This is a genomic window from Cuspidothrix issatschenkoi CHARLIE-1 (genome assembly GCF_002934005.1).
Taxonomy (GTDB): domain Bacteria; phylum Cyanobacteriota; class Cyanobacteriia; order Cyanobacteriales; family Nostocaceae; genus Cuspidothrix; species Cuspidothrix issatschenkoi.
In genome coordinates this window covers 1-21,965 of the sequence record NZ_PGEM01000056.1, presented here as the reverse complement: position 1 = coordinate 21,965, position 21,965 = coordinate 1, and the positions used below count along the sequence as shown (strand labels likewise).

At 37.6% G+C, this 21,965-nt stretch carries 19 protein-coding genes and 1 pseudogene; 10 read left to right on the top strand and 10 right to left on the bottom strand.

Annotated features, from left to right (window positions below; genetic code table 11):
• Positions 1 to 239: 239 nt before the first annotated feature.
• Positions 240 to 476: an exodeoxyribonuclease VII small subunit gene (gene xseB / locus CUN59_RS08685; RefSeq protein WP_104387471.1), complete on the bottom strand. Its 237-nt coding sequence runs from the start codon at positions 474 to 476 to the stop codon at positions 240 to 242.
• 23 nt (positions 477 to 499) lie between these two features.
• On the opposite strand from xseB, the gene CUN59_RS08680 reads away from it, so the two are divergent.
• Entirely contained in the window at positions 500 to 1,531 is a 1,032-nt protein-coding gene (locus CUN59_RS08680; RefSeq protein WP_104387470.1) for a VOC family protein, read from the top strand.
• A 44-nt stretch (positions 1,532 to 1,575) separates the two neighbouring features.
• On the top strand, positions 1,576 to 2,391 hold the full coding sequence (locus CUN59_RS08675; RefSeq protein ID WP_104387469.1) for a DUF1838 domain-containing protein: 816 nt from the start codon (positions 1,576 to 1,578) through the stop codon (positions 2,389 to 2,391).
• 4 nt (positions 2,392 to 2,395) lie between these two features.
• Here the strand turns inward: CUN59_RS08675 and CUN59_RS08670 are convergent, their stop codons facing one another.
• A complete protein-coding gene (locus CUN59_RS08670) occupies positions 2,396 to 2,764 on the bottom strand; it encodes a pentapeptide repeat-containing protein (RefSeq protein ID WP_104387468.1) in 369 nt (122 codons plus the stop codon).
• 347 nt (positions 2,765 to 3,111) lie between these two features.
• Between CUN59_RS08670 and uvrC the strand changes: the two genes are divergently transcribed.
• Together uvrC and CUN59_RS08660 are read left to right on the top strand one after the other, a co-directional pair.
• Positions 3,112 to 4,989, top strand: a complete 1,878-nt coding sequence (gene uvrC, locus CUN59_RS08665; protein ID WP_104387467.1) for an excinuclease ABC subunit UvrC — start codon at positions 3,112 to 3,114, stop codon at positions 4,987 to 4,989.
• Positions 4,990 to 5,123: 134 nt separating this feature from the next.
• Positions 5,124 to 6,398 (top strand): glycosyltransferase, encoded by a 1,275-nt coding sequence (locus CUN59_RS08660; RefSeq protein ID WP_104387466.1) that lies wholly within the window; start codon positions 5,124 to 5,126, stop codon positions 6,396 to 6,398.
• 26 nt (positions 6,399 to 6,424) lie between these two features.
• Here the strand turns inward: CUN59_RS08660 and CUN59_RS08655 are convergent, their stop codons facing one another.
• Positions 6,425 to 7,591: a pyridoxal phosphate-dependent aminotransferase gene (locus CUN59_RS08655; RefSeq protein WP_104387465.1), complete on the bottom strand. Its 1,167-nt coding sequence runs from the start codon at positions 7,589 to 7,591 to the stop codon at positions 6,425 to 6,427.
• A 590-nt stretch (positions 7,592 to 8,181) separates the two neighbouring features.
• Positions 8,182 to 8,979, bottom strand: a complete 798-nt coding sequence (gene surE, locus CUN59_RS08650; RefSeq protein WP_104387464.1) for a 5'/3'-nucleotidase SurE — start codon at positions 8,977 to 8,979, stop codon at positions 8,182 to 8,184.
• Between the two features lie 208 nt (positions 8,980 to 9,187).
• Here surE and pheS point away from each other — a divergent pair, with 208 nt between their 5' ends.
• The 3 genes from pheS to rpmA all read left to right on the top strand — a co-directional run bounded on the left by pheS (position 9,188) and on the right by rpmA (position 11,433).
• On the top strand, positions 9,188 to 10,180 hold the full coding sequence (gene pheS / locus CUN59_RS08645; protein WP_104387463.1) for a phenylalanine--tRNA ligase subunit alpha: 993 nt from the start codon (positions 9,188 to 9,190) through the stop codon (positions 10,178 to 10,180).
• Between the two features lie 246 nt (positions 10,181 to 10,426).
• Positions 10,427 to 10,831, top strand: a complete 405-nt coding sequence (gene rplU, locus CUN59_RS08640; protein ID WP_104387462.1) for a 50S ribosomal protein L21 — start codon at positions 10,427 to 10,429, stop codon at positions 10,829 to 10,831.
• A gap of 326 nt (positions 10,832 to 11,157) precedes the next feature.
• Positions 11,158 to 11,433, top strand: a complete 276-nt coding sequence (gene rpmA, locus CUN59_RS08635; RefSeq protein WP_104387461.1) for a 50S ribosomal protein L27 — start codon at positions 11,158 to 11,160, stop codon at positions 11,431 to 11,433.
• A gap of 100 nt (positions 11,434 to 11,533) precedes the next feature.
• Here the strand turns inward: rpmA and CUN59_RS08630 are convergent, their stop codons facing one another.
• Complete coding sequence (locus CUN59_RS08630) at positions 11,534 to 11,911, bottom strand: hypothetical protein (RefSeq protein ID WP_306460509.1); 378 nt, start codon at positions 11,909 to 11,911, stop codon at positions 11,534 to 11,536.
• 429 nt (positions 11,912 to 12,340) lie between these two features.
• On the opposite strand from CUN59_RS08630, the gene cruF reads away from it, so the two are divergent.
• A complete protein-coding gene (gene cruF / locus CUN59_RS08625; protein ID WP_104387459.1) occupies positions 12,341 to 13,249 on the top strand; it encodes a gamma-carotene 1'-hydroxylase CruF in 909 nt (302 codons plus the stop codon).
• Positions 13,250 to 13,812: 563 nt separating this feature from the next.
• Positions 13,813 to 15,168: a bifunctional UDP-N-acetylglucosamine diphosphorylase/glucosamine-1-phosphate N-acetyltransferase GlmU gene (gene glmU, locus CUN59_RS08620; RefSeq protein WP_104387458.1), complete on the top strand. Its 1,356-nt coding sequence runs from the start codon at positions 13,813 to 13,815 to the stop codon at positions 15,166 to 15,168.
• A 78-nt stretch (positions 15,169 to 15,246) separates the two neighbouring features.
• Here glmU and CUN59_RS08615 read toward each other — a convergent pair whose 3' ends face one another.
• From CUN59_RS08615 to CUN59_RS08605, 3 genes are all read right to left on the bottom strand, one after another.
• The gene (locus CUN59_RS08615; protein WP_104387472.1) at positions 15,247 to 16,635 is read right to left on the bottom strand and encodes an ammonium transporter; all 1,389 of its coding nucleotides are present in this window, start codon (positions 16,633 to 16,635) and stop codon (positions 15,247 to 15,249) included.
• A 434-nt stretch (positions 16,636 to 17,069) separates the two neighbouring features.
• Positions 17,070 to 17,609 (bottom strand): DUF1634 domain-containing protein, encoded by a 540-nt coding sequence (locus CUN59_RS08610; RefSeq protein WP_104387457.1) that lies wholly within the window; start codon positions 17,607 to 17,609, stop codon positions 17,070 to 17,072.
• Positions 17,610 to 17,611: 2 nt separating this feature from the next.
• Positions 17,612 to 18,448, bottom strand: a complete 837-nt coding sequence (locus CUN59_RS08605; protein WP_104387456.1) for a sulfite exporter TauE/SafE family protein — start codon at positions 18,446 to 18,448, stop codon at positions 17,612 to 17,614.
• A gap of 1,486 nt (positions 18,449 to 19,934) precedes the next feature.
• Between CUN59_RS08605 and CUN59_RS08590 the strand changes: the two genes are divergently transcribed.
• Positions 19,935 to 20,732 (top strand): sulfite exporter TauE/SafE family protein, encoded by a 798-nt coding sequence (locus CUN59_RS08590; RefSeq protein ID WP_104387455.1) that lies wholly within the window; start codon positions 19,935 to 19,937, stop codon positions 20,730 to 20,732.
• Between the two features lie 25 nt (positions 20,733 to 20,757).
• Here the strand turns inward: CUN59_RS08590 and CUN59_RS08585 are convergent, their stop codons facing one another.
• Positions 20,758 to 21,423, bottom strand: a complete 666-nt coding sequence (locus CUN59_RS08585) for a cadmium resistance transporter (RefSeq protein ID WP_104387454.1) — start codon at positions 21,421 to 21,423, stop codon at positions 20,758 to 20,760.
• Between the two features lie 344 nt (positions 21,424 to 21,767).
• Positions 21,768 to 21,965: pseudogene (locus CUN59_RS08580) on the bottom strand (JAB domain-containing protein); the annotation flags it as partial.

Here is a 21,965-nt window from a genome sequence, read left to right as displayed (position 1 = left end):
GACTTCTGACTCCTGACTACTGCTATAGGTGAGACTGCACAGAATTATAAAATCCATTAATTCATCGCTCTTTACCTACAATCATTGGCGTTTATCCGCGTTCAATAATCGTTCATACCCAGATCCCCAACTTCTTTTATTAATTGTGTCCATAAATGATAAATTGATCACAGAAGTCGGGGATCTTTTTACCTTACCTGAATTCTTGGGTTTGTTTATTCTACCTGACCTTCATTTTCCTAGTTATCATCTTGCAACGTTTCAATTAACAAATCTACCTGTTCCTGTCGCTGCTGCAAAAAACTATCACATTCCTTTAAATACTCAACCGCAGTCGCAAATTCTGCAAATACATCTGCTAATTCTAATTCACCACCCTCAATACGAGATATAATAGTTTCAATTTCTGCTATCTTAGCTTCATAACTTCCTCCATTTGTAGGACTAGAATTAACTGCGTTATTCCGTTTAACCATAAAAGTTTTCACCTAAATAAATTATGAATCCCAACAATAATACAACAATTGGCGGTATATATGAAGTCTGCATTGGTGTCACCGATGCTATTTCCGCAATTCAATATTGGCAACAATTTGGTTATCATATTGGGGAAATAGGAGAATTAACCGCAGCCACAGCTTATCAATTATATCAAGTCAATTCATCTTTACAGTCAATTCGACTTTATCATCAAAATGTAGATCATGGATTAATTCGGTTGATGATTTGGGAAAATCCCACATCTACGGGTTTAGGTATTACTTCCATGAAAGTTAAAGGTAATCGTTGGGCTACTACATTAACTGCTAATATGTTAGATATTTTAAATCATGCCGAAGCTGCAAAAGCAATTGGTGAAAATATTCTTTACACACAACCGCATTGGGAGGTAATTTATAATAAAGACAAAAAAAGTCGTCCTTTTGTAGAACCTTTGGTGGGAGTGCGAGAAATGCTATTACTCCAACCATTAACTCGGCAAGTTTTATTTCAACGTTTTGGTTATGATGTTCCTAATTATGGACATATTAATCATCACGCGTCTTTAAAAACCAGTCAGTTTACCCATGTAGGTTTAGTTGTACAAGATGACACTAAAGAAATTCTCAAGTTCTATGAACAAGTTTTAGGTTTATTGTGTGTACGTGATAATATAGAAACTACTTATGAATCATCTTTAGCAGGAAGAGAAATTTTTGCACTTAACCCAGGAGAAAAATTTATCGTTACAGCTTTTGATGATCCTCGGTCTTCTCAAACTGACTTTATGGCAGCGCGAAGTGGTAGACTTTATATTATTAGATTTCCAGAAAATATTACGTTAGAATCGCGTTTTACAGATGCCAAACCTGGCAGTTTAGGAATGTGTCTTTATACTTACCGAGTCCAAGGAATAGAAACTTATTGGCAGCAAGTACGAGAAAGTCCAGCGCAGCAAGTTACAGAAATTGTGAATAATGAATTTACCGAAAAGAGTTTTTCCTTTGTTGCACCAGATGGTTATTTTTGGAATATATTAGAAAATGAGTAAAAATTAGCCAATTTAACAACTTTTAAGATTAGAGGAAACATAACATGATAGCCCAAAACCAATTAGTAGATATTAAACAATGGATTAAAACCCGTGCTTCTCTAGATGCTAACGAATCGAATTTTCTCACTTGGACAGGGAATATTTATAGTTTTATTCCTGGAGAAAAACGACAATTATTATTTAAAATTGTGGGTATGAGTGTGAGTCGTTGTATTCCTACAGGTGAAGACAGTTGGGATTTTACCTCTAGGGAATTAACCTATTATCTCCACCCAGAAACAAAAGAAATTTTGCATAAATGGGAAAACCCTTGGACACAGGAAATAGTTACAGTAATGCACGTTGCCAATAGTCCCGTTCAAGGGCAATTTAAAAATAAAATACCCGTGCAAATAGAAGGAGAAAAAACTAATTTCGTCTTTGATATCTTTCCTAATTATCCCAATCCTTTGTCCAAAAAGCCCGAATTTACTGATTATTGTCCTGGGGAAATATATCAAGCAGCAGAATTATTTAAAATCTCTGTTCTTAGAGCAGAATTAGAAAATTCAGAACTAAATTCAGTTACTCAGTTAAGCCTATCTTGGGATAGAATTGGTCAATGGTTGCCTTGGATGAAAATGGGTCAACATCCTGGTTATTTAATTTATAGTGCTACAGGTTATAAAGTTGGCAGTGTAGAAGAATTACACCCACTTTTAGAAGAGGAAATTAATAACCGCGTTCCTTTATATAAAGCAGCACCAAAAACTTATGTTGAGGGAGAAGATATGACATCTTGGCTGTATTTTGAAAAGCACTTTTCCTCTTATTTAGCTGGGGAAAAATTCCCCATATCAGCACTAGAAGAAGTTTAAGTAGTTACAACTTTTGCATATTGTGACTAACCGGATCAAAATTTCTGGGAAATTTAGTGCTTTCGTCATAATATGCACCATGCAAATTTGCACCATACAACTTAGTATAATACAACTTCGCACCGCGCAAATTTGCTTCACTCAGATTCACACCAGATAAATTTGCTCTAGTCAAATTTGCTTTAGCTAAATTCGTTCTACTTAAATCAGCACCCCAAAGTTTAGCTTTAGCTAAATTCGCTTCGCTTAAGTCAGCACCCCATAAATTAATTCCTGGCAAATAAGCATCAATCAGTTTAGCCTTGACTAAGCTAGCAGAAATAAAATATCTTTCTCCTGCAACATAACGCCGTTTTAGTTCCTCAACGTCCATATTTTCTAACCTACTTGAGCAACAAAACCTCTATTTCCACCATACTTCCTAAGTTGTTAATTGGCGTTTTGTCTATGCAAAAATTTTTGCCTATTCTATTATAGAGTAATAAGTATTACACATGAAAGTGAAAATTATCCTAGGGACAATTCATGAATTCTCCCTACAAGGGTTTATTGGTTATGAACTGTCACCTGTCCCCTGCTACGAATGAATTTAGCTGTAGATACGTTCCATAGAACGTCTCTAAATTCTTTCATACCAGATGTCTAACGACAAAATTGCTCAGATTAGGAGAGCTTGTTAAAATCAAGAATGTATATTGATACAATTACTGATTTTTGGCTGTGACTATATCTGAAAAAACATTACCACTATATAAAAACCCAGAATCCTTAGAAAACCGTTTGAGAGAAATTCCCCCAGAACCAGGGGTTTATTTGCTGCGAGATGGGAGCGATCGCCTAATATATATAGGTAAATCTCGTAAATTGCGTTCTCGTGTCCGTTCCTATTTCCGCGACTCCACCAACAAGACGGAACGTATCAACACGATGGTTAAATTAGTGACAGAAATTGAATTTATCGTCACTGATACAGAAGCAGAAGCATTAGCACTAGAAGCTAATTTAATTAAACAACATCAGCCATATTTTAACGTTTTACTCAAAGATGATAAAAAATATCCCTATGTTTGTATTACTTGGTCAGACCCATATCCACGCATTTTCATTACTCGTAAACGTCAACTAGGGAAAGCAAAAGATAAATACTATGGTCCCTATACTGATTCTAGTTTATTGAGGGAAATATTACACATTTGTAACCGAATTTTTCCCGTTAGACAAAGACCACAACCTTTATTTAAAGATCGTCCTTGTTTAAATTATGATATTGGTCGTTGTCCTGGTGTTTGTCAACAGTTAATCTCTGTAGAAGAATACCATAAAATTATCCAAAAAATAGCAATGGTATTTCAAGGACGCACTCAGGAATTAATTGATATTTTAACACAACAAATGGAAGTTGCAGCAGAAGAATTAAATTTTGAAACTGCGGCTAAAATTCGGGATCAAATTACTGGTTTAAAATCCTTAACTGCACAACAAAAAGTATCCTTACCTGATGATACCGTATCACGAGATGTGATTGCTTTAGCCGCCGATGATCAACACGCTTATATTCAATTATTCCAAGTTCGTGCAGGTAAATTAGTTGGACGTTTAGCTTTTGTCGCTAACTCTCACCCCGAACCAGGAGCAATTTTACAACGAGTTTTAGAGGAACATTACCAAACTGCGGAAAATGTCGAAATTCCCAGCGAGATTTTAGTACAACATGATTTACCAGATAGTGAGATTTTGGCAGATATTTTAACGGCAAGGAAAGGGAAAAAAGTCAATATTATTGCCCCTTTGCGACAAAGTAAAGCCGAATTAATAGAAATGGTAGAAAAAAATGCCCAATATGAATTACAAAGAATGCAAAAATTGGGTGATAGCAATTTACAAGCAACTCAAGATTTAGCTACTATTCTCGATTTACCAGATTTACCTCATCGCATTGAAGGTTATGATATTTCTCATATTCAAGGTACTCATGCGGTAGGTTCGCAAGTGGTTTTTATTGATGGGTTACCAGCGAAACAATATTACCGACATTACAAAATTAAAAATCCTGATATTACTATTGGACATTCCGATGATTTTGCCAGTTTAGCGGAAGTTATTCATAGAAGATTTCGTAAATATATTGAAGACCCTAAATTAGAAAGATTGGGTAATGCTGACTGGCCTGATTTAATTATGATTGATGGTGGTAAAGGTCAATTATCTGCGGTTGTGGGTATTTTACAAGAAATGAATTTATTCGCAGATTTACGGGTTATCAGTTTAGCAAAAAAGCGAGAAGAAATCTTTTTACCAAATTCATCAAAACCTTTAGAAACCGATGCGGAACAACCAGGAGTACAGTTATTGCGACGTTTGCGAGATGAAGCACATAGATTTGCTGTGAGTTTTCATCGTCAACAAAGAAGTGATAAACTAAAGCGATCGCGTTTAGACGAAATTCCCGGTTTGGGACAACATCGGCAAAAGTTGCTATTAGCGCATTTTCGTTCACTTGATTATATTCGTGAAGCTACAACTACACAATTAGCTGAAGTTCCCGGAATTGGTTCACGGTTAGCGCAAGATATTTATGATTATTTCCATCCTGTTTAAATATATTTTGTAAGAGATAGGAACCACAGAGGACGCACGGGACACGGAGGGAGGAATTTTTCTAACTCAATTGTATTGCTTCTTGACTTGTGTTGTATTATTGACCACAGTTGTAAATACCATAGTGTTACCAGATGAAAGTTAGTCTGTGCATGATTGTTAAAAATGAGGAAACTACTTTGCCAAAGTGTTTGGCAAGTGTTAATAATTTCGTTGATGAAGTTGTAGTTCTAGATACGGGTTCAACTGATAAAACGCCTCAGATAGCTGCACAATTTGGGGCTAAGGTTTATTATTGGACATGGAATAATAGTTTTAGTGATGCTAGAAATGAGGCTTTAAAATATGTGACGGGTGATTGGATTTTAGTTTTAGATGCTGATGAAACTTTAACTCCAGAAATTATTCCTTTTCTGGAAGTGGTTATTCATAAGGAAGAATATCTGGTTATTAATCTGGTGCGTCAAGAAGTGGGTTCAACACAATCACCTTATTCTCTCGTTTCTCGACTATTTCGTAATCACCCAAATATATATTTTGATCGCCCTTATCATGCTTTAATTGATGATAGTGTGACGGCAATTTTACATCAAGAACCACATTGGCAAGTTGGTTATTTACCGGGAGTCGCAATTCTCCATTCTGGTTATCAAAAAGCTATAATTAATGAACAGAATAAATATACTAAAGCTGCAACCGCAATGGCAGGGTTTTTAGCAAATCATCCCGATGATGCCTATGTTTGCAGTAAATTGGGGGCTTTGTATATACAAATGGGTAAAATTGATCTAGGGATGGAGTTATTAAATCGGGGCTTAAATAAATTAATTCATCATCAAGTTAATGAAGAGAAAAACCCGTTGGAGAAATTAAAAATTTCCCAACCACAGAAAGTAGAAGTTGCTTTTGATGAAGATATAAATTATGATATTTTATATGAATTGCATTATCATTTAGGAATTGCCCATACTCACTTACAAGATTTACCTCTAGCAATTGCCCATTATCAGGCTGCGGTTAAATTACCTATTTATCCTTTGTTAAAATTAGGCGGATATAATAATTTAGGGAATTTATTGAAAATTGTAGGCGATTTACCAGACGCAAAAATTGCCTATGAAACAGCAATAAAAATAGATTCTAATTTTGTTTTTGGGCATTATAATTTAGGTATGGTATGTAAGGCTATGGGGTTATTTACTGAAGCTATTGATGCCTATAATAACGCCATTAATTTGGATCCTGATTATGCAGAAGCTTATCAAAATTTAGGGGTTGTACTCTTGAAAGTTGGTGATGTGGAAAGTAGTTTAGAAGCTTTTAAATATGCCATTTCTCTCCATGAACTAAATAACCCTGAAGAAGCACAACGACTTCATCAGGGTTTACAGGAGATGGGTTTGTTTTAACAAAGGAACCAGTCAACAGTCAACTATTAAATTCGAGAACGGACAAATTTTTCTAATCTATCCATTCCCTTTTCAATGGTTTCCATATCGGTAGCATAGGAAAGACGAATATTTTTATCAGCACCGAAAGCTACACCGGGAATGACTGCAACTTCATGTTCTGCTAATAAAGCGTTGCAAAATTCCAGGGATTTCAAACCCGTTTTGGTAACATCAGGGAAGAGGTAAAAAGCACCGTTTGGTTTAGGACAACTTAAACCCGGAATGGCGTTGAGTCTTTCAAACATTACCTGACGACGTTTAGCAAAAGCTTGACGCATTTCCTCTACACACTCTTGAGAACTTTCCAAAGCGGCGATCGCTCCATATTGAGCAAAAGTACACACATTTGATGTACTATGTCCCTGTATAGTGCTGGCCGCTTTGATAATGTCCAGGGGTCCAGCTAAGTAACCCAAGCGCCAACCAGTCATGGAGTAACCTTTCGCAAAACCATTACTAATTAAGGTGCGAGAAAAAATTTCTTCACCTAAAGAACCTATGCTGATATGTTCAGCACCATCATAGAGAATCTTTTCGTAAATCTCGTCAGAGACAACATAGATATCTGCATCAACTATTACCTTGGCCAAAGCTTTGATTTCCTCTGGCGTGTATACCATCCCTGTAGGGTTAGAAGGGGAGTTAAGGACAAATAACTTAGTTTTTGGGGTAATAGCTTTTTTTAGCTGTTCTGGGGTGATTTTGTAGCCATTGGAAGCATCTGTTTCCACAATCACCGGCTTACCACCAACTAATATCACCATTTCGGGATAACTTAACCAGTAGGGTGAGGGAATAATCACCTCATCACCGGGGTCTATCAATGCCACAATCAAATTATAGAGAGAGTGCTTACCGCCATTGGTGACAAGGACATTCTCTGCCTTATAATCTAAACCATTATCATTTTTTAGCTTGTGAGCGATCGCTTCCCGTAATTTGGGTTCACCAGCGGCCGGACCATACTTGGTTTTACCTTCATCCAAAGCCTTTGCGGCTGCGGCTTTGATATGGGCTGGGGTGTCAAAATCCGGTTCACCCGCGCTAAAACTACAAACATCTATCCCCTCGGCCTTCATAGCCTTAGCTTTAGCTGCGATGGCTAAGGTGATGGAGGGTGTTACCTGACTTACTCTTGCTGCCAGCTTCATCTAAACCTCCAGGAGACCCCCACCAAAACTGTACTCAGTTTGGTGATGGGAGGAATGGAGGGTTAACTGCGAAACGTCCCTTGAGTAATTTTGTGCACCAGCACAAACAACGAAAGGGACAGTTGAGGAATTAACAAATCTTTGATTTTCCATATTCGTAATTCGTAACCGTCCTTTTTGTGAATTGATTTACAGTATTTGTAAGAGATACCTTGAATCAGTCCAGATATTGTTGAGATATTGAAACTTTTTCAGTGTCTACAACAATTTCGCCAATATCCTTTCTATCTAAGGATATCCCAGAATCCCCTTCCATATTTGCCCTTTCTAAATTCTTTTCTCACCCAGATGGGGACAATTTAATTTACTTCAAGACTTGACAAGACGAAAATTTTAGTTCACACACCTGATTATAACAATTAAATCAGCTTACTTATTGATTTCAGATTCTAACAGTGAATTTAATTTTGTCCAACTACTTAACCCTCTTTCATAACTCTAGGCAGAAGAAAAAGATAAAACCAAGTCAGTAAAGATTCAGTAAAGTTACTGAAAACTATTCTCTTCGCCTAAGATTAACTTACCTGAATCTACGGAAATTGCAATTGCCACCGGAATAGTTGATTCAATCCATAACCGTAAGTGAGATTGTACTGTAAAGGAGTAATACTAATATAGTTCTGTGGGACGACATGAACATCCAGGGGTATATCCGTCGGTAAATTCAATTCTATAGGTGGTTCAACATCTTCTATGACCTCACCAGTTAACCAGTAATAAGTTTTCCCTCTAGGGTCAGTACGTTGATCAAAAACATCCACGTAGCGTCTAATCCCTTGTCTGGTAAAGACAACACCAGCCATTTCTTCCCAGGATACTGGCGGAATATTCACATTCAGTAACATTAAACTTGCCAAAGGTTCGGTAGCAATTTTAGCAACCAAGATTTCCGCAAATTTCGCTGCTGGTTCAAAGTCTTTGTGAGTATGACTAGCTAGGCTAAAAGCAATACCAGGAATACCTTCTATCAGACCTTCCATAGCTGCTGACACAGTACCGGAATAGAGAATCTCTGTTCCCATATTTGCACCTTGGTTAATTCCAGATAGAACTAATTCCGGTGGAGAATCCAATAAAGCCCATAAAGCCAATTTTACACAATCGGAAGGCGTACCATCACAAGCCCAAGCTTTAACATGGGGATGAAATACCGATTCCACTCTTTCCGCCCGAATGGGTCGCTGTAAAGTTAAACCGTGTCCAGTTGCCGAACGCTCTCGATCTGGACAAACTACTGTCACTTCGTGACCCGCTACAGCTAAGGTATTAGCTAAGGCACGAATACCCAAAGCTGAAATACCATCGTCGTTACTAATTAGTAATTTCATATTTGATTTAGTCTGTGGTCATTAGTCATTTTAATTATTAGACATCTGGTGGTAATTAAATGTGCATAACCACCAAATCCTTGGATAATGGTCTTGGGGAATGGGAAAACCTTCCTAACAGTCAACCGTCACCAACTACCAATTTACTATCCAGTCTAGGGCTTGAGAATATAGACTAATGACTAATGACTAAAATAACTAATTACCAATGACGAACAATTTAGAGGATCAACTTTTAGCATTACGCCAAGAAGGGGAAAAAGCGATCGCTGCTGCCGATAGTCTCGAACGCCTAGAAGAACTCAGAGTTAACTATCTGGGCAAAAAAGGCCAACTAGGGGCGCTATTGCGAAGCATGGGACAAATGAGTGCAGAAGAACGTCCGAAAATTGGGGCGATCGCTAACACCGTCAAAGAAGCCATCCAAAACAGCCTAGATCAGCAGCGTAGATCCTTAGAAAACGCTCAAATTCAGGCACAGCTAGAAGCTGAAACCCTAGATGTCACCATGCCCGGTACTTATCGTCCCCAAGGTCACATTCACCCCCTCAACGGCATCATTGATAAAACCCTGGATATCTTTGTTGGCATGGGTTACACCGTTGCTCAGGGATCAGAAATGGAAACCGACTACTACAATTTTGAGGCTCTCAACACCCCTCAAGATCACCCCGCCCGCGATATGCAAGACACCTTCTACCTCCCAGATGGTAACCTACTCCGAACTCACACTTCCTCAGTACAAATTCGCTACATGGAAAAGGAAGAACCACCCATTCGAGTTGTTGCCCCCGGTCGCGTATATCGCAGAGATGACGTAGATGCCACCCACTCCGCAGTCTTCCATCAAATTGAACTCTTAGCAGTAGATGAAGGACTCACATTTACAGACCTCAAAGGCACTGTAAAAATATTTTTACAATCAATGTTTGGCGACCTACCCATTCGCTTTCGTGCCAGTTACTTCCCCTTTACCGAACCTTCCGCCGAAGTAGACCTCCAGTGGAAAGGACGCTGGTTAGAAGTCATGGGTTGCGGCATGGTTGACCCCAATGTATTAAAAGCCGTAGGTTATGACCCCGAAGTTTATAGCGGTTTTGCTGCCGGTTTTGGTGTCGAACGTTTTGCCATGGTATTACACCAAATTGATGATATTCGCCGCCTGTATAACAGCGATTTGCGCTTTTTACAGCAATTTTAAATCAGAAATGGTTGACAGTTGACGGTTGACTCGTGACTGTTGCCTTTTTCCCTCTGCTCCCCTGCCCCTTGAAACTTGACAAATTAGTACCCAATCAGGCATTATATTGGATTGTCTGTCTAGTCTAATTCCTGCTCGGATCAGGTAGACATACTGCAAAAGCTGGCAAAATTTAGCAAATAGCCTCTTTACTACGGGAGACTAGAGCCAGCTACCTGTACGGCACATCAAGGACAATTTAATTTAATGACCTACGCAATTATTGAAACCGGCGGTAAACAACTGAAAGTAGAAGCAGGTCGTTTTTACGACATTGAACTGCTCCACGCCGAAGCAGATGAAAAAGTTACCATCAACTCAGTATTACTTGTTAACCACGACGGCCAACTGTCTATTGGACAGCCATTAGTCACAGGCGCAACAGTCGAAGGGACAATTATGCGGCACTTCAGAGGTCGCAAAGTCCTGGTTTATAAGATGAAACCGAAAAAGAAAACCCGCAAAAAACGCGGACATCGCCAGGAAATCACCAGATTTTTGATTAATTCTATCAATCTTAACGGTGAAGTATTAGCTTATGAAGATGCCCCAACTGGCGCAGAAAACCCAGTTATTGAAGCTGACTTCCCCATAGAAGTTGCTGAAGAATAAATAGGCAAGAAGCAAAGAGGCAAGAGGCAAGAGGCAAGAGGCAAGAAAAACTACGGCGTTGCTAAAACCAACAAGACCTAGGCAAAAGATCACAAAAGTAGGGGTAATTCATGAATTACCCCTGCCGAAGAATCAGGTTTTTTGATTACTTCGTGCTTAAGTCCTAGCCAAGCATGAATTTTAAGCGTAGAGAAGTTATTAGAAATTCTTTACTACAAATTAACAACACCGAAACTAATTACCTCATGCCCAATCACCTCTTACCAGCTTAAACTAGATAACTAGAAACCCGGCATAAATACAATAAATAGAAACAAGAGGAAATCATGGCTCATAAGAAGGGAACAGGTAGTACACGTAACGGTCGTGACTCGAATGCTCAACGATTAGGCGTAAAACGCTATGGTGGACAAACTGTACGTGCAGGTAATATCCTTATTCGTCAACGCGGTACTAAGGTTCATCCTGGTAACAACGTTGGTATTGGTAGTGATGATACCTTATTTGCTCTAATTGATGGTGTAGTTACTTTTGAAAGAAAGGGTAAAAGCCAAAAGAAAGTTAGCGTTTATGCAGTAACAGTAGAAGATGTAGCGAGCTAGTTATTGATTAAGTAAATTCTTGCTAACATTTAAACCTGTGTCAAGAAATTGAATTGTAGGGTGTGTTATCCTACCCCATCACACACCCTACATACTAATTTTAAATGTAATAGTTGATGAGTGCGCCCAGTCCTAAACCTAAAAGCGAACAAAAAGATATACAAGCGAAAGTAAGTTCTGGTTTTAAATCAACAGCTTGAAAATCTATTTTAGCTAAGATAGTCGCACATAAAATGAGTAAAGTATCAAGAAATACCCGAAACCAGGCAATCATGAGAAAAAATAGGAAAGCTGCCAAGACAGTAACACCAAAAGTCCTGGAATTGTTTTTAAAAAAGATACCAGAATATTCTCTGAGTTTAAATCTAGGATTAGTTAAACACATAAGAAATAATAAAACACTTGCAACAGTTATTAACCATATAGACCAATCGGATTTATCTTCAAATATTACCCAACCCAAGGTAATATAACTCATAAATACAAGCACAAGCGTAAACCAGGGAATCTTTTTCAAGGTTGACATATATCAAGAGTCAGAAGTTTAGGAATTCAGGAGTATGGCTAACGCCACGCTATGCTTTCGGCACACTACGTGAACGCTATCAGAAGTAGGCTTACACCACGCTACCCTATCAGGAGTGAAGAGTTAAGTAAGAATAAAGAAATTTCTCCCCCAAACTCTTATCTGTTCTCCGTTCCCTGTTCCCTTGTCTCAAGTAAAAATTTCAATGCGTGACAGCCTATTTTACAGATCGACAGAACCTATAAGGTTTTTAAATGTTAAATTCCCTCTCTAGTTGACAATTTTGAGAGAATAAAATCAACATTTAGTTAAATATGTTCATAAATATTTGTAAACTGTTAGCAGTTGAGTAGCCATCTGGCATATCATTAAGGATTAATCATGAAACAACTTGTTCTCGTTGAACGCATAAGCATAATTGGCCATCTCGTTTCTATGGTATTTGGACTGGTCGGGATATTAGTTATTATTCCCAATGCTGAACTAATTAGCGGTTTATCAGAGTTTGGCCAGAAGGCTATGGAGTTGAGCATGGCGGGCGGTGGTGTAACATACATGATTTTAGGAGCGCTGGGAGTGTTCCTATTTGCATACCGCACTTTAGGCTTAGGACGGGCTTTAGGATTTTTAATACCATCCCTATCAATTTCCTTAATTAGTGAATTATTGGGAACTAGTACAGGTTTTCCCTTTGGTCACTACAGCTATTTAAGTGGTTTAGGTTATAAAATTTCTGGGTTAGTACCTTTTACAATTCCTCTTTCATGGTTTTATGTAGGATGTGTTTCCTATATATTAGCTCGTGCAGGTTTAGAAGTAGACAAAAAGCCTAGTTTCTTCCGTCATGTTGCTGCAATTTTCTTAGGTGCTTTACTACTCACATCCTGGGATTTCGTCCTTGACCCAGCCATGAGTCAAACTGCCTTGCCTTTCTGGTATTGGCAACAACCAGGGGCTTTCTTTGGGATGCCTTACCAGAACTTTGCCGGTTGGATGGGTACAGGTTCTTTATTCATGACTGTAGCGGCTTTGTTATGGAGCAAAAACCCCATTAAATTAGACCATTATCAAGTAAATTTGCCTTTATTGGTTTATTTGGGTAACTTTGGTTTTGCCACCATTATGAGTTTAGCGGCTGGGTTTTCTATTCCTGTATTGCTAGGTTTAGCATTAGGTGTTGCTCCTGCTGTGTGGTTGTGGTCTAAGGGTTCTAGTGTCTCGGCAACTGTGAATATGGAAGCAGCTACAAAGGAAGTAACTGTTGCTAACGTGAAAGTTGCTTTTAAATAGGGAATAGGAGAAGAAATTCTTTTAATTACCTCTTTTTCAATCACACAAAAAGAGATTATTACAAATCAGTAGGGGTTTAACAGTGCTAAACCCCTACATCCATCATAAAGAGTGACTAACATCTTGCACCTGATTAAGGGAGAAAGTATTACCGAAAATGAAAATATGGCAGGGAACAGGGAACACTTCGACAAGCTCAGTGCATCGCAGGGAATAGGGAACAGAGCTGAAAGTCATGAGAGTGTATAGTTTTTTAGGTAAATTCTGTATCTCATTCAAGTGCGTATGGGTTACACATTTTGCGGGCAAGATGCCCGCGTCACAAAAGTTTGATTATGGTTGTACTTCATTTGAATGACATATGCTGTAAATGTGCATAACCACCAAACCCTTGTAGAGACAATTCATGAATTGTCCCTACGATAATTTTCACTCCTATGTTCACTAAATTAAAATACTGAGATAAAACTGTATTAATCCTAAATTCTGACTCAGGGAGTTCTGACATCTGCCATAACTGATATGATTTGACATGAAAGGGAGCAAATCAGAAAAGTATAATTATGGTTGTTGTCGCAATTCTCGCTGCTGGAAAAGGCACAAGAATGAAATCTAATCTACCCAAAGTTTTACATTCTTTGGGCGGTAAATCTTTAGTAGAAAGAGTTATTGAAAGTGCTGAACCTCTTTCACCTTCACGTAAGTTAGTTATTGTTGGCTATCAGTCCCAGGAAGTAAAAACCGCTTTGGATTCAATTCATGGCTTGGAATTTATCGAACAGACTGTACAATTAGGCACAGGACACGCTATTCAACAATTAATTCCCCATTTAGAAGGCTACACAGGAGATTTATTAATTTTAAATGGTGATGTGCCTTTGTTGCGGACGGAAACTTTAAAAAACCTCTTACAAATTCACCAAAAAAATCAAAATTCTTGTACTATTCTTTCCGCACTATTAACAAATCCCCAAGGTTACGGACGGGTTTTTCGTGATAGTAACTGTATTGTTCAAAAAATAGTTGAGGATAAAGATTGTACTCCTAATCAAAGAGAAAATAACCGAGTAAATGCTGGTATTTACTGTTTCCGTTGGCCAGATTTGGTTAACATCCTACCACATTTACAAGCTAATAATGCCCAAAAAGAATATTACTTAACTGACGCTGTAACTCAGGTCGGTAAAGTCATGACTGTAGATGTGGAAGACGATCAAGAAATTCTGGGAATTAATGATAGATTGCAATTAGCAAATGCTAATGATATTTTGCAACGACGCATTAAAGAAAAATGGTTATTAGCTGGTGTGACGCTAATTAATCCTGCTAGTATTACGATTGATGAAACTGTTGAATTACAACCAGATGTAATTATTGAACCGCAAACACATTTGCGAGGAAAAACGATCATTCAAGCTGGTAGTCGCATTGGACCGGGGAGTTTAATTGAAAATAGTGAATTGGGTGAAAATGTCACTGTTCAATATTCTGTAGTTACAGATAGTATTATTCAATCTCAAACTCGAATTGGACCTTATGCCCACTTACGTGGTCATGCTAAGGTGGGTATTGGTTGCAGAATTGGTAATTTTGTGGAATTGAAAAATACCCAATTAGGCGATCGCACTAACGTAGCACACTTATCATATTTAGGTGATACCACAACTGGAACTCAGGTGAATGTGGGCGCGGGGACAATTACCGCTAATTATGACGGTGTGAAGAAGCATAGAACAATTATAGGCGATCGCACCAAAACCGGTTCTAATAGTGTTTTAGTTGCACCTATTACTATCGGTAATGATGTCTACATAGCCGCAGGTTCAACGGTGACAGAAAATGTCCCTGATGATTCTTTGGTAATTGCAAGAAGTCGTCAAGTTGTGAAACCAGATTGGAAGATGAAAACAGATAGTTAATCTTTTGTAGGGTGCGTTTCTTAACGCACCTTTTTATCCCACATTTCGCACCCCAGAAACAGACTTTTTCAGAAAGTTCTACCTACTAGAAATACGATCTGCATACTCTGTGTTATAACCTTCTTCCCCATGTTCGTTGATATCCAAGCCTTGATCTTCTGTTTGTTCTGGAACTCGTAAACCAACTGTGGCGGCAATAATTTTCAGGATGATCCAAGTTCCAACTCCAGCAATGATATAGGCTAGAGCGATCGCTGCTAATTCCACAAATAATTCACCGAAGTTACCACGCAAAACACCATCTTTACCATCAGCATTAACTTCAGTTGTGGCAAAAATAGCTGTTAAAATCGCGCCAATAGTACCACCAACGCCATGTACAGGATAGGTATCTAAGGCATCATCAACTTGTACCTTGTGCTTAAAACTGACCGCATAGAAGCAGACAACGGAGGTAATGAAACCAATCAAAATTGCAGCTACGGGTGTAACAAATCCTGCGGCGGGGGTAATACCAACTAAACCGGCAACTGCACCGGTAGCTGCTCCCACGGCAGTGGGTTTTCCTCTTAATGTAGCTTCTAAAATCAACCACATTAAAGCAGCTGCGGCGGCTGATGTATTGGTAGAAACAAAGGCTACTGTGGCGACTGTGCCGGCGGATAAGGCGCTACCAGCATTAAAGCCAAACCAACCAAACCAAAGTAAACCCGCACCCAACAAAATAAAGGGGACATTGTGGGGAGGGCTAAGACGATCTGGATAGTTTTTTCTTGGACCAAGGACAATTGCTGCTACCAGTGCCGAAATACCCGAACTAATATGAATTACTGTTCCACCAGCAAAGTCTAGAGCGCCTATGCCGCCATATAACCCTAAAAATCCTCCCTTTGCCCAAACCATGTGCGCCAGGGGTGTGTAGATAAAGGTAGACCAAAGCAACACAAATAGGCAATATGCACGGAAACTCATCCGTTCAGCGATCGCTCCCGAAATTAAGGCTGGACAGATAATTGCAAACATGGCTTGATAGATCATGTATGCTTGGTGGGGAATTGTCTTAGCATAGGAAACAACTTCTGCCGGGGCTGAACCTTGCAGATAGCCTGTTGTTTCTAAGCCGACACCGTTTAACCCTAACCATTGTAAGCCCCCGATGAAGGGTAAACCAGGGGCAAAAGACAGGCTATAACCCCACAAAATCCAGCTTACTCCCACAATTCCCATCAACACAAAACTCATCATTAATGTGTTGAGAATATTGTGCGATCGCACAAAACCACCATAAAAGAATGCTAATCCCGGTGTCATTAATAAAACCAGGGCTGATGAAATGAGCATAAAGGCTGTATCTCCTGTATCAGGAGCAGGTATCGCCCCCGGAGTTGCTGCCCAGGCATTTCCTGTTAATACTCCTCCCACCAAAAACAACGTTAAAGATGCAATAACAACCATTTTTTTGAACATTTGTTGCTGTTCCTCTCCCACTACGATGTTTGCTCTCATTAAATACGATTCGTATTCTTCGCTACTTTTTTCTGTCTTAAAAGTTACTTAACTTTTAATTTTTCAATAAGCTTAACAAGTATATTATGTTTTAGGAAAAAGAATAGGACTTATACCAATTTTCTACGAAGATACACATAATCAGCCCCCCTGTAGTCCCCCTTAGCAAGGAGGGACGGCAAAGCCAGGGGGTAAATTATAGGCAACTTTACAAAGAAATAGTACAGGGAAAAAGTAACTTAGGTGACAACAAACTAAATAAAGTAGAAAGAAAATGTCTAGCATCTAGTAGTCTGTCAACCTAAAAATGACGGGAGCAGGGGAGAAATTTATTTCTTCTCCCTTATTCCTGACTCCTGACTCTTCAAAATATTTTTATTTATGGTGAAAAATATTTAATAATACGCTCCGACTAGGCTATAAGTTAGACTAGCAAGCACTAATGATGTAATGATGACATAGATAAAATTTTTCTGTAAAAGAAAAGTTAAGAAAGAAATAATCACACGCAAAATTGGGATAGCAATTAGTATTAACAAACCTAGTTGAATAATTGCTCTCCGACTACCTGCCAAAACTGAATTGACTACACCTGCTGGGGAGTGAAACTCAGATGGTGTACCTATAAATACTTGGTATTTAGCAGGTTCAGAACCATGATTTATTAAGTATAATATACCGCCCAATAATACTACAAAACTCGCAATTAAAACTCCATATTTTAGGAGATTGCTGAGTATATATTCTAATTGTTTTTCACTAGCTGATTTTGTAAATTTTTGCTGGTTAACATTATCAACATGATGATTAAATCCTTGTTCTTCTAACTTTTGAATATCAGAATCTTGCCCCCTTAATTCAAAAGAGAAATTGCTAACTTTTCTTTCTATTTGGGTTGTGGAAGTCCAGCGAAAACCAGAATTTAATTTATACATAATTATAACCCTCCTATGAGACTGTTATACACCATTTTTAATGCCATTACCACCAATACAAAACTGAAAATAATTCTCAGAATTTGAGTTTTAGCACCGATTAAAATTCTTGCTCCCAAAAAAGCACCTGGTAACACTCCCAACATCACGGGCATAGATAAACCCGGATCTATGTATCCCTGTGTTAAATAAACACCTGCTGAAGCTGCGGCTGTTACCCCAATCATAAAATTGCTGGTAGTAGTGGAAACTTTAAAAGGAAGACCCATAGCTTGATCCATGGCCAACACTTTAAATGCCCCTGAACCAATTCCTAATAAACCGGAAAGGATTCCAGCTACTAACATAATACTAAAACCAGCAGGTAAAGCATGAACTTGGTACGGTATTACACCTTCAGTAGTAGGATAAGTACCATTAAGCTGGAGATATTCAGCGATGGGATCTGGATCAACAATTTCTGTGTGTTCTGGTCTGGGGCGTTGAGATAAGTATGCTGAATAAATTAATACAATTGCTAAAATTAATGACAGTATTTTTACAGTTACATGAGTGGCAATTAAAGCCCCCAGAAGAGCGCCAATAGTGGTGGCTACTTCTAGAAACATTCCTAAACGCAGATTAGCGTAACCTTTTTTAATATAAGTAGAGGCTGAACCAAGGGATGTGGCAATTACGGAGACAAGGGAAGCACCAATGGCATAACGAATATCAACACCAAAAACGGAAGTTAATAAGGGAACTATGACCACTCCACCGCCTAATCCTGTTAATGCTCCTACTAAACCTGCACTAAATGATCCCAGCCAAACTAATAAAGAAAATGCTAGTATACTCAATTTTAATTCCTCTTGGTTTATTACTTATTAGTCATTAGTCCTTGGTGATTGGTAATTGATCAAACTTTTACCAATGATCTGTTACTTCTTAATTAAATGGCATCACACTGAAACTATTACTGTCAAGGAAGATGAAAGCACCTAATCCTATTAAAATACAAAGCGTGAAACGGTTGTTATATTTGGCTATAGCTAATTTTTAGTTATACCTTCTAGATTTGTCAGAACAATAATTTATAGGTTCTGTACAAAATTCTCTCTAATAATCTGCAACTGCTATTTATAGATAACCCCCATATCTACTACTGTCAGTCGCTTTTATTAGTTGTGCTTACTTGAACAAATTAAATGTTACATGATATCTTTTTATTATGCAAGGGATTTATCATATTTTTTTGTAATTTCTTTTTTATAAATGAATCCTCAGAAGATCATCGGAGTTTGTGGGAATTAATTTAAGATAAAAATATTTTTAAAATATTTTTTATTAGTCCAACAAAAATACACTACGGAATTATTAGAAGTATTTCACTAAAATCCTTAGAAATATAAGGCTTTTCTCATTGATAAATCTAGTATTTATAGCAATCAATAAGTATCATAATCAAAAAAAGTATTGTTGCTAATCTGAATTGATGATGGTAATTTAAAATTGCCAATTATTTATTACTCCAAAATCAAATAACATCTACTCAAAATCCTTTCTAATTCTGCTCAGGTACTTAATTTCAATATTCTCAAAACCTACACAGACAGCACTTGAAGGGTATACACCAGAATAAGTAGAACAAAAAATCAATGATTTAGAATTACAAAAATTAGCTTTTAAATCAGGAATTGATTAGGGACAATGCACTAATCACACAGGTAAAACTCTAGCCATCTATAGACCAGAAGCAAATTTAGAAGAAGATGATTACTCCCAAGGAATAGCATTATATTTTTTAGGTGATGGTCAGACTACAAAAAATAAATGGAATTGCAAAGGAATCTATCTTCCCATAGATGTCAAAGCTTTAGCTGTTTGACGCACCCTACCAATGTGCTTAATATTTCAGTTGTCAGTAGGTTGGGTTGACGCAAGGAAACCCAACATAATTAAGATGATCTAAATTTATTTGGTTTAGTCTCACATAGAATTGGTACTTGGTAACCGATATTATTTAGTTTTATCAGCAATATAATCTCCCGTAACTGTTGTTTGTATTTATGGCAATAATTCACACTTTTTACCTCTCCCAAACCTGATTATCGGAAAAAATAAATTAAATTTACAGATATTGACACTAGACATTTTATAAATTTAGGTATAAAATACGGTAAACCAATCAAGTTTAAGGTGTTTCTGTCCATTGAAAAAATAAACGCCAGCATTTTCACTAAGCAAAAAACCTTTTTTTGAGTAGTTATGACAGTCTGATTATCAGGTATAGAGTCATACTTAACTTTTCTAGATCACAGCTAAAGCCCACTATCAACTACAAATATGGACTACTTATTATTACCAGTTTTTAGCTTTTTCATTGGTATTATTGTCGGTTTAACGGGAATAGGTGGTGCATCTCTGATTACGCCGATGTTAATTTTTATCTTTCAAGTTCCTCCTTCTGTTGCTATTAGTTCTGATGTTGTAGCTGCCACATTAATGAAAGTCGTGGGGGGAATCAAACATTGGCAACAAAAAACTTTAGATATAGAAATAGTTAAATGGTTGACAATGGGTAGTGTTTCTGGGTCATTGCTGGGCGTAGAAGTTTTACGCCAAATCAGAAATAGTGGCGAACAAAACATAGATAACCTTTTACTAAAGTTATTAAGTGTCATGATTTTAATCGTCACATTGACAGCATTAATACAAATGTTGTTGATGATATTTTTTCCCAAAGTTAATTTACCAGAATTGCCAAAATTAAATGTTAAAACTAATCAAGGACGTTTTTTAACTTTGTTAATTGGCGCACTTTTGGGTTTTTCTGTGGGGATGACAAGCGTTTCTTCAGGTTCTATGTTTGCCTTGGTTTTAATCGCCTTTTTCCGTCTAGATGCATATAAATTAGTAGGTACAGATATTACTCAAGCCGCAATTTTATTAATTTTCACATCTTTGGGACATCTAACATTAGGAACTGTGAATTGGAGTTTAGTATTACCAATTTGGATCGGTTCAGTTCCAGGAGTTCTTATTGGTGCTAAACTTTGCGAAATCACACCACAACGTCCACTAAAATTTATTATCTATAGCATTTTAATGATGGTTAGTTGGAAATTAGTTTTACAGGCATAATTAAGCAATTTATAATGCAGGTTGTTCAATATCTTGACAAAGACCTAATGATGTCAAAAGTACCACGTTCATAAATAATAAATAGCCCCAAACCAATTAACACCAATGGGACACAAGCTTTACCATGACGACTTAAAATATAACCAATTGTAGCTTGACGACTTAATAAATCAGCAATACCACACCAAACCCCTACTATGCCTAAAAATACAGCCAAAATAATTAGTAGACTAGCAAAATTTTGACCAGCAAATAGGGGAATATAAATACTAATATTATCACCACCATTAGCAACTGTCACCGCCGCAACTTTATAAGTGTTTGGATGAAGTATCGTTAATAAAAAAGAGAATATCTTATTGGGATGTGATGACTCTAATAAATTAGTATTAACAGTTTGAATTTCTGTATTGTGCTCTTCTGGTTTTAGTAATTGTTTAATCCCAATACCTATTGGTAATAATCCTAATAATCCGATTAATTCTCTTTTAATAACTAAGCCACCAAAGAACCCTGGTAAGCTGAGGATAATAATGGCAATAAAACCAAGATATTGACCGACAAAAATATGTCTACGGCGAAAATTATTATCTATCTGGGAAAATAAAAGCAGCAAAATAATAATATCGTCAATATTAGTAGCTACAAAAGCAATGATGCCTTGAGTAAAAGCAGTAATTACACTGTTCATGCTCATCTGAATTTAAGATTTTGGATTGACCATCAAGGAGTCATTGGTCAATGTTACCTAGCATATACAGCATATTTCATTCAAATGAGGTACAACCATAATCAAACTTTTGTGGTGCGGGCATACTATGGCTAACGCCACGCTAGGCGAACGACAAGCTCAGTACAAGTCTTGCCCGCAAAATGTGTACCTCATACCTATAGGGAACAGGGAACAGGGAATAGGGAATAGGGAATAGTTTCAACTATCTGGATATCCTCAATTTCTCATATCCGATCCGACAAGGAAAAATGCAACTGTTTTGAGACTCCATTTGCCAAAACCTTGCACTTACTTGTTTTAAAGCATTCATCCCATAAAGTTGTAATTTCTCTTATACTCTGGTGAGTGCCATTACCTAAAATTAAATGGTCTAAAATGGGAATAGCTAGGAGTTCCGCGCCGGCTAATAACTGACGAGTCAATTCTATATCTGCTTCACTGGGTTCTAAACTCCCAGAAGGATGATTATGGGCAACTATTACCCGTGTAGCACCTTGACG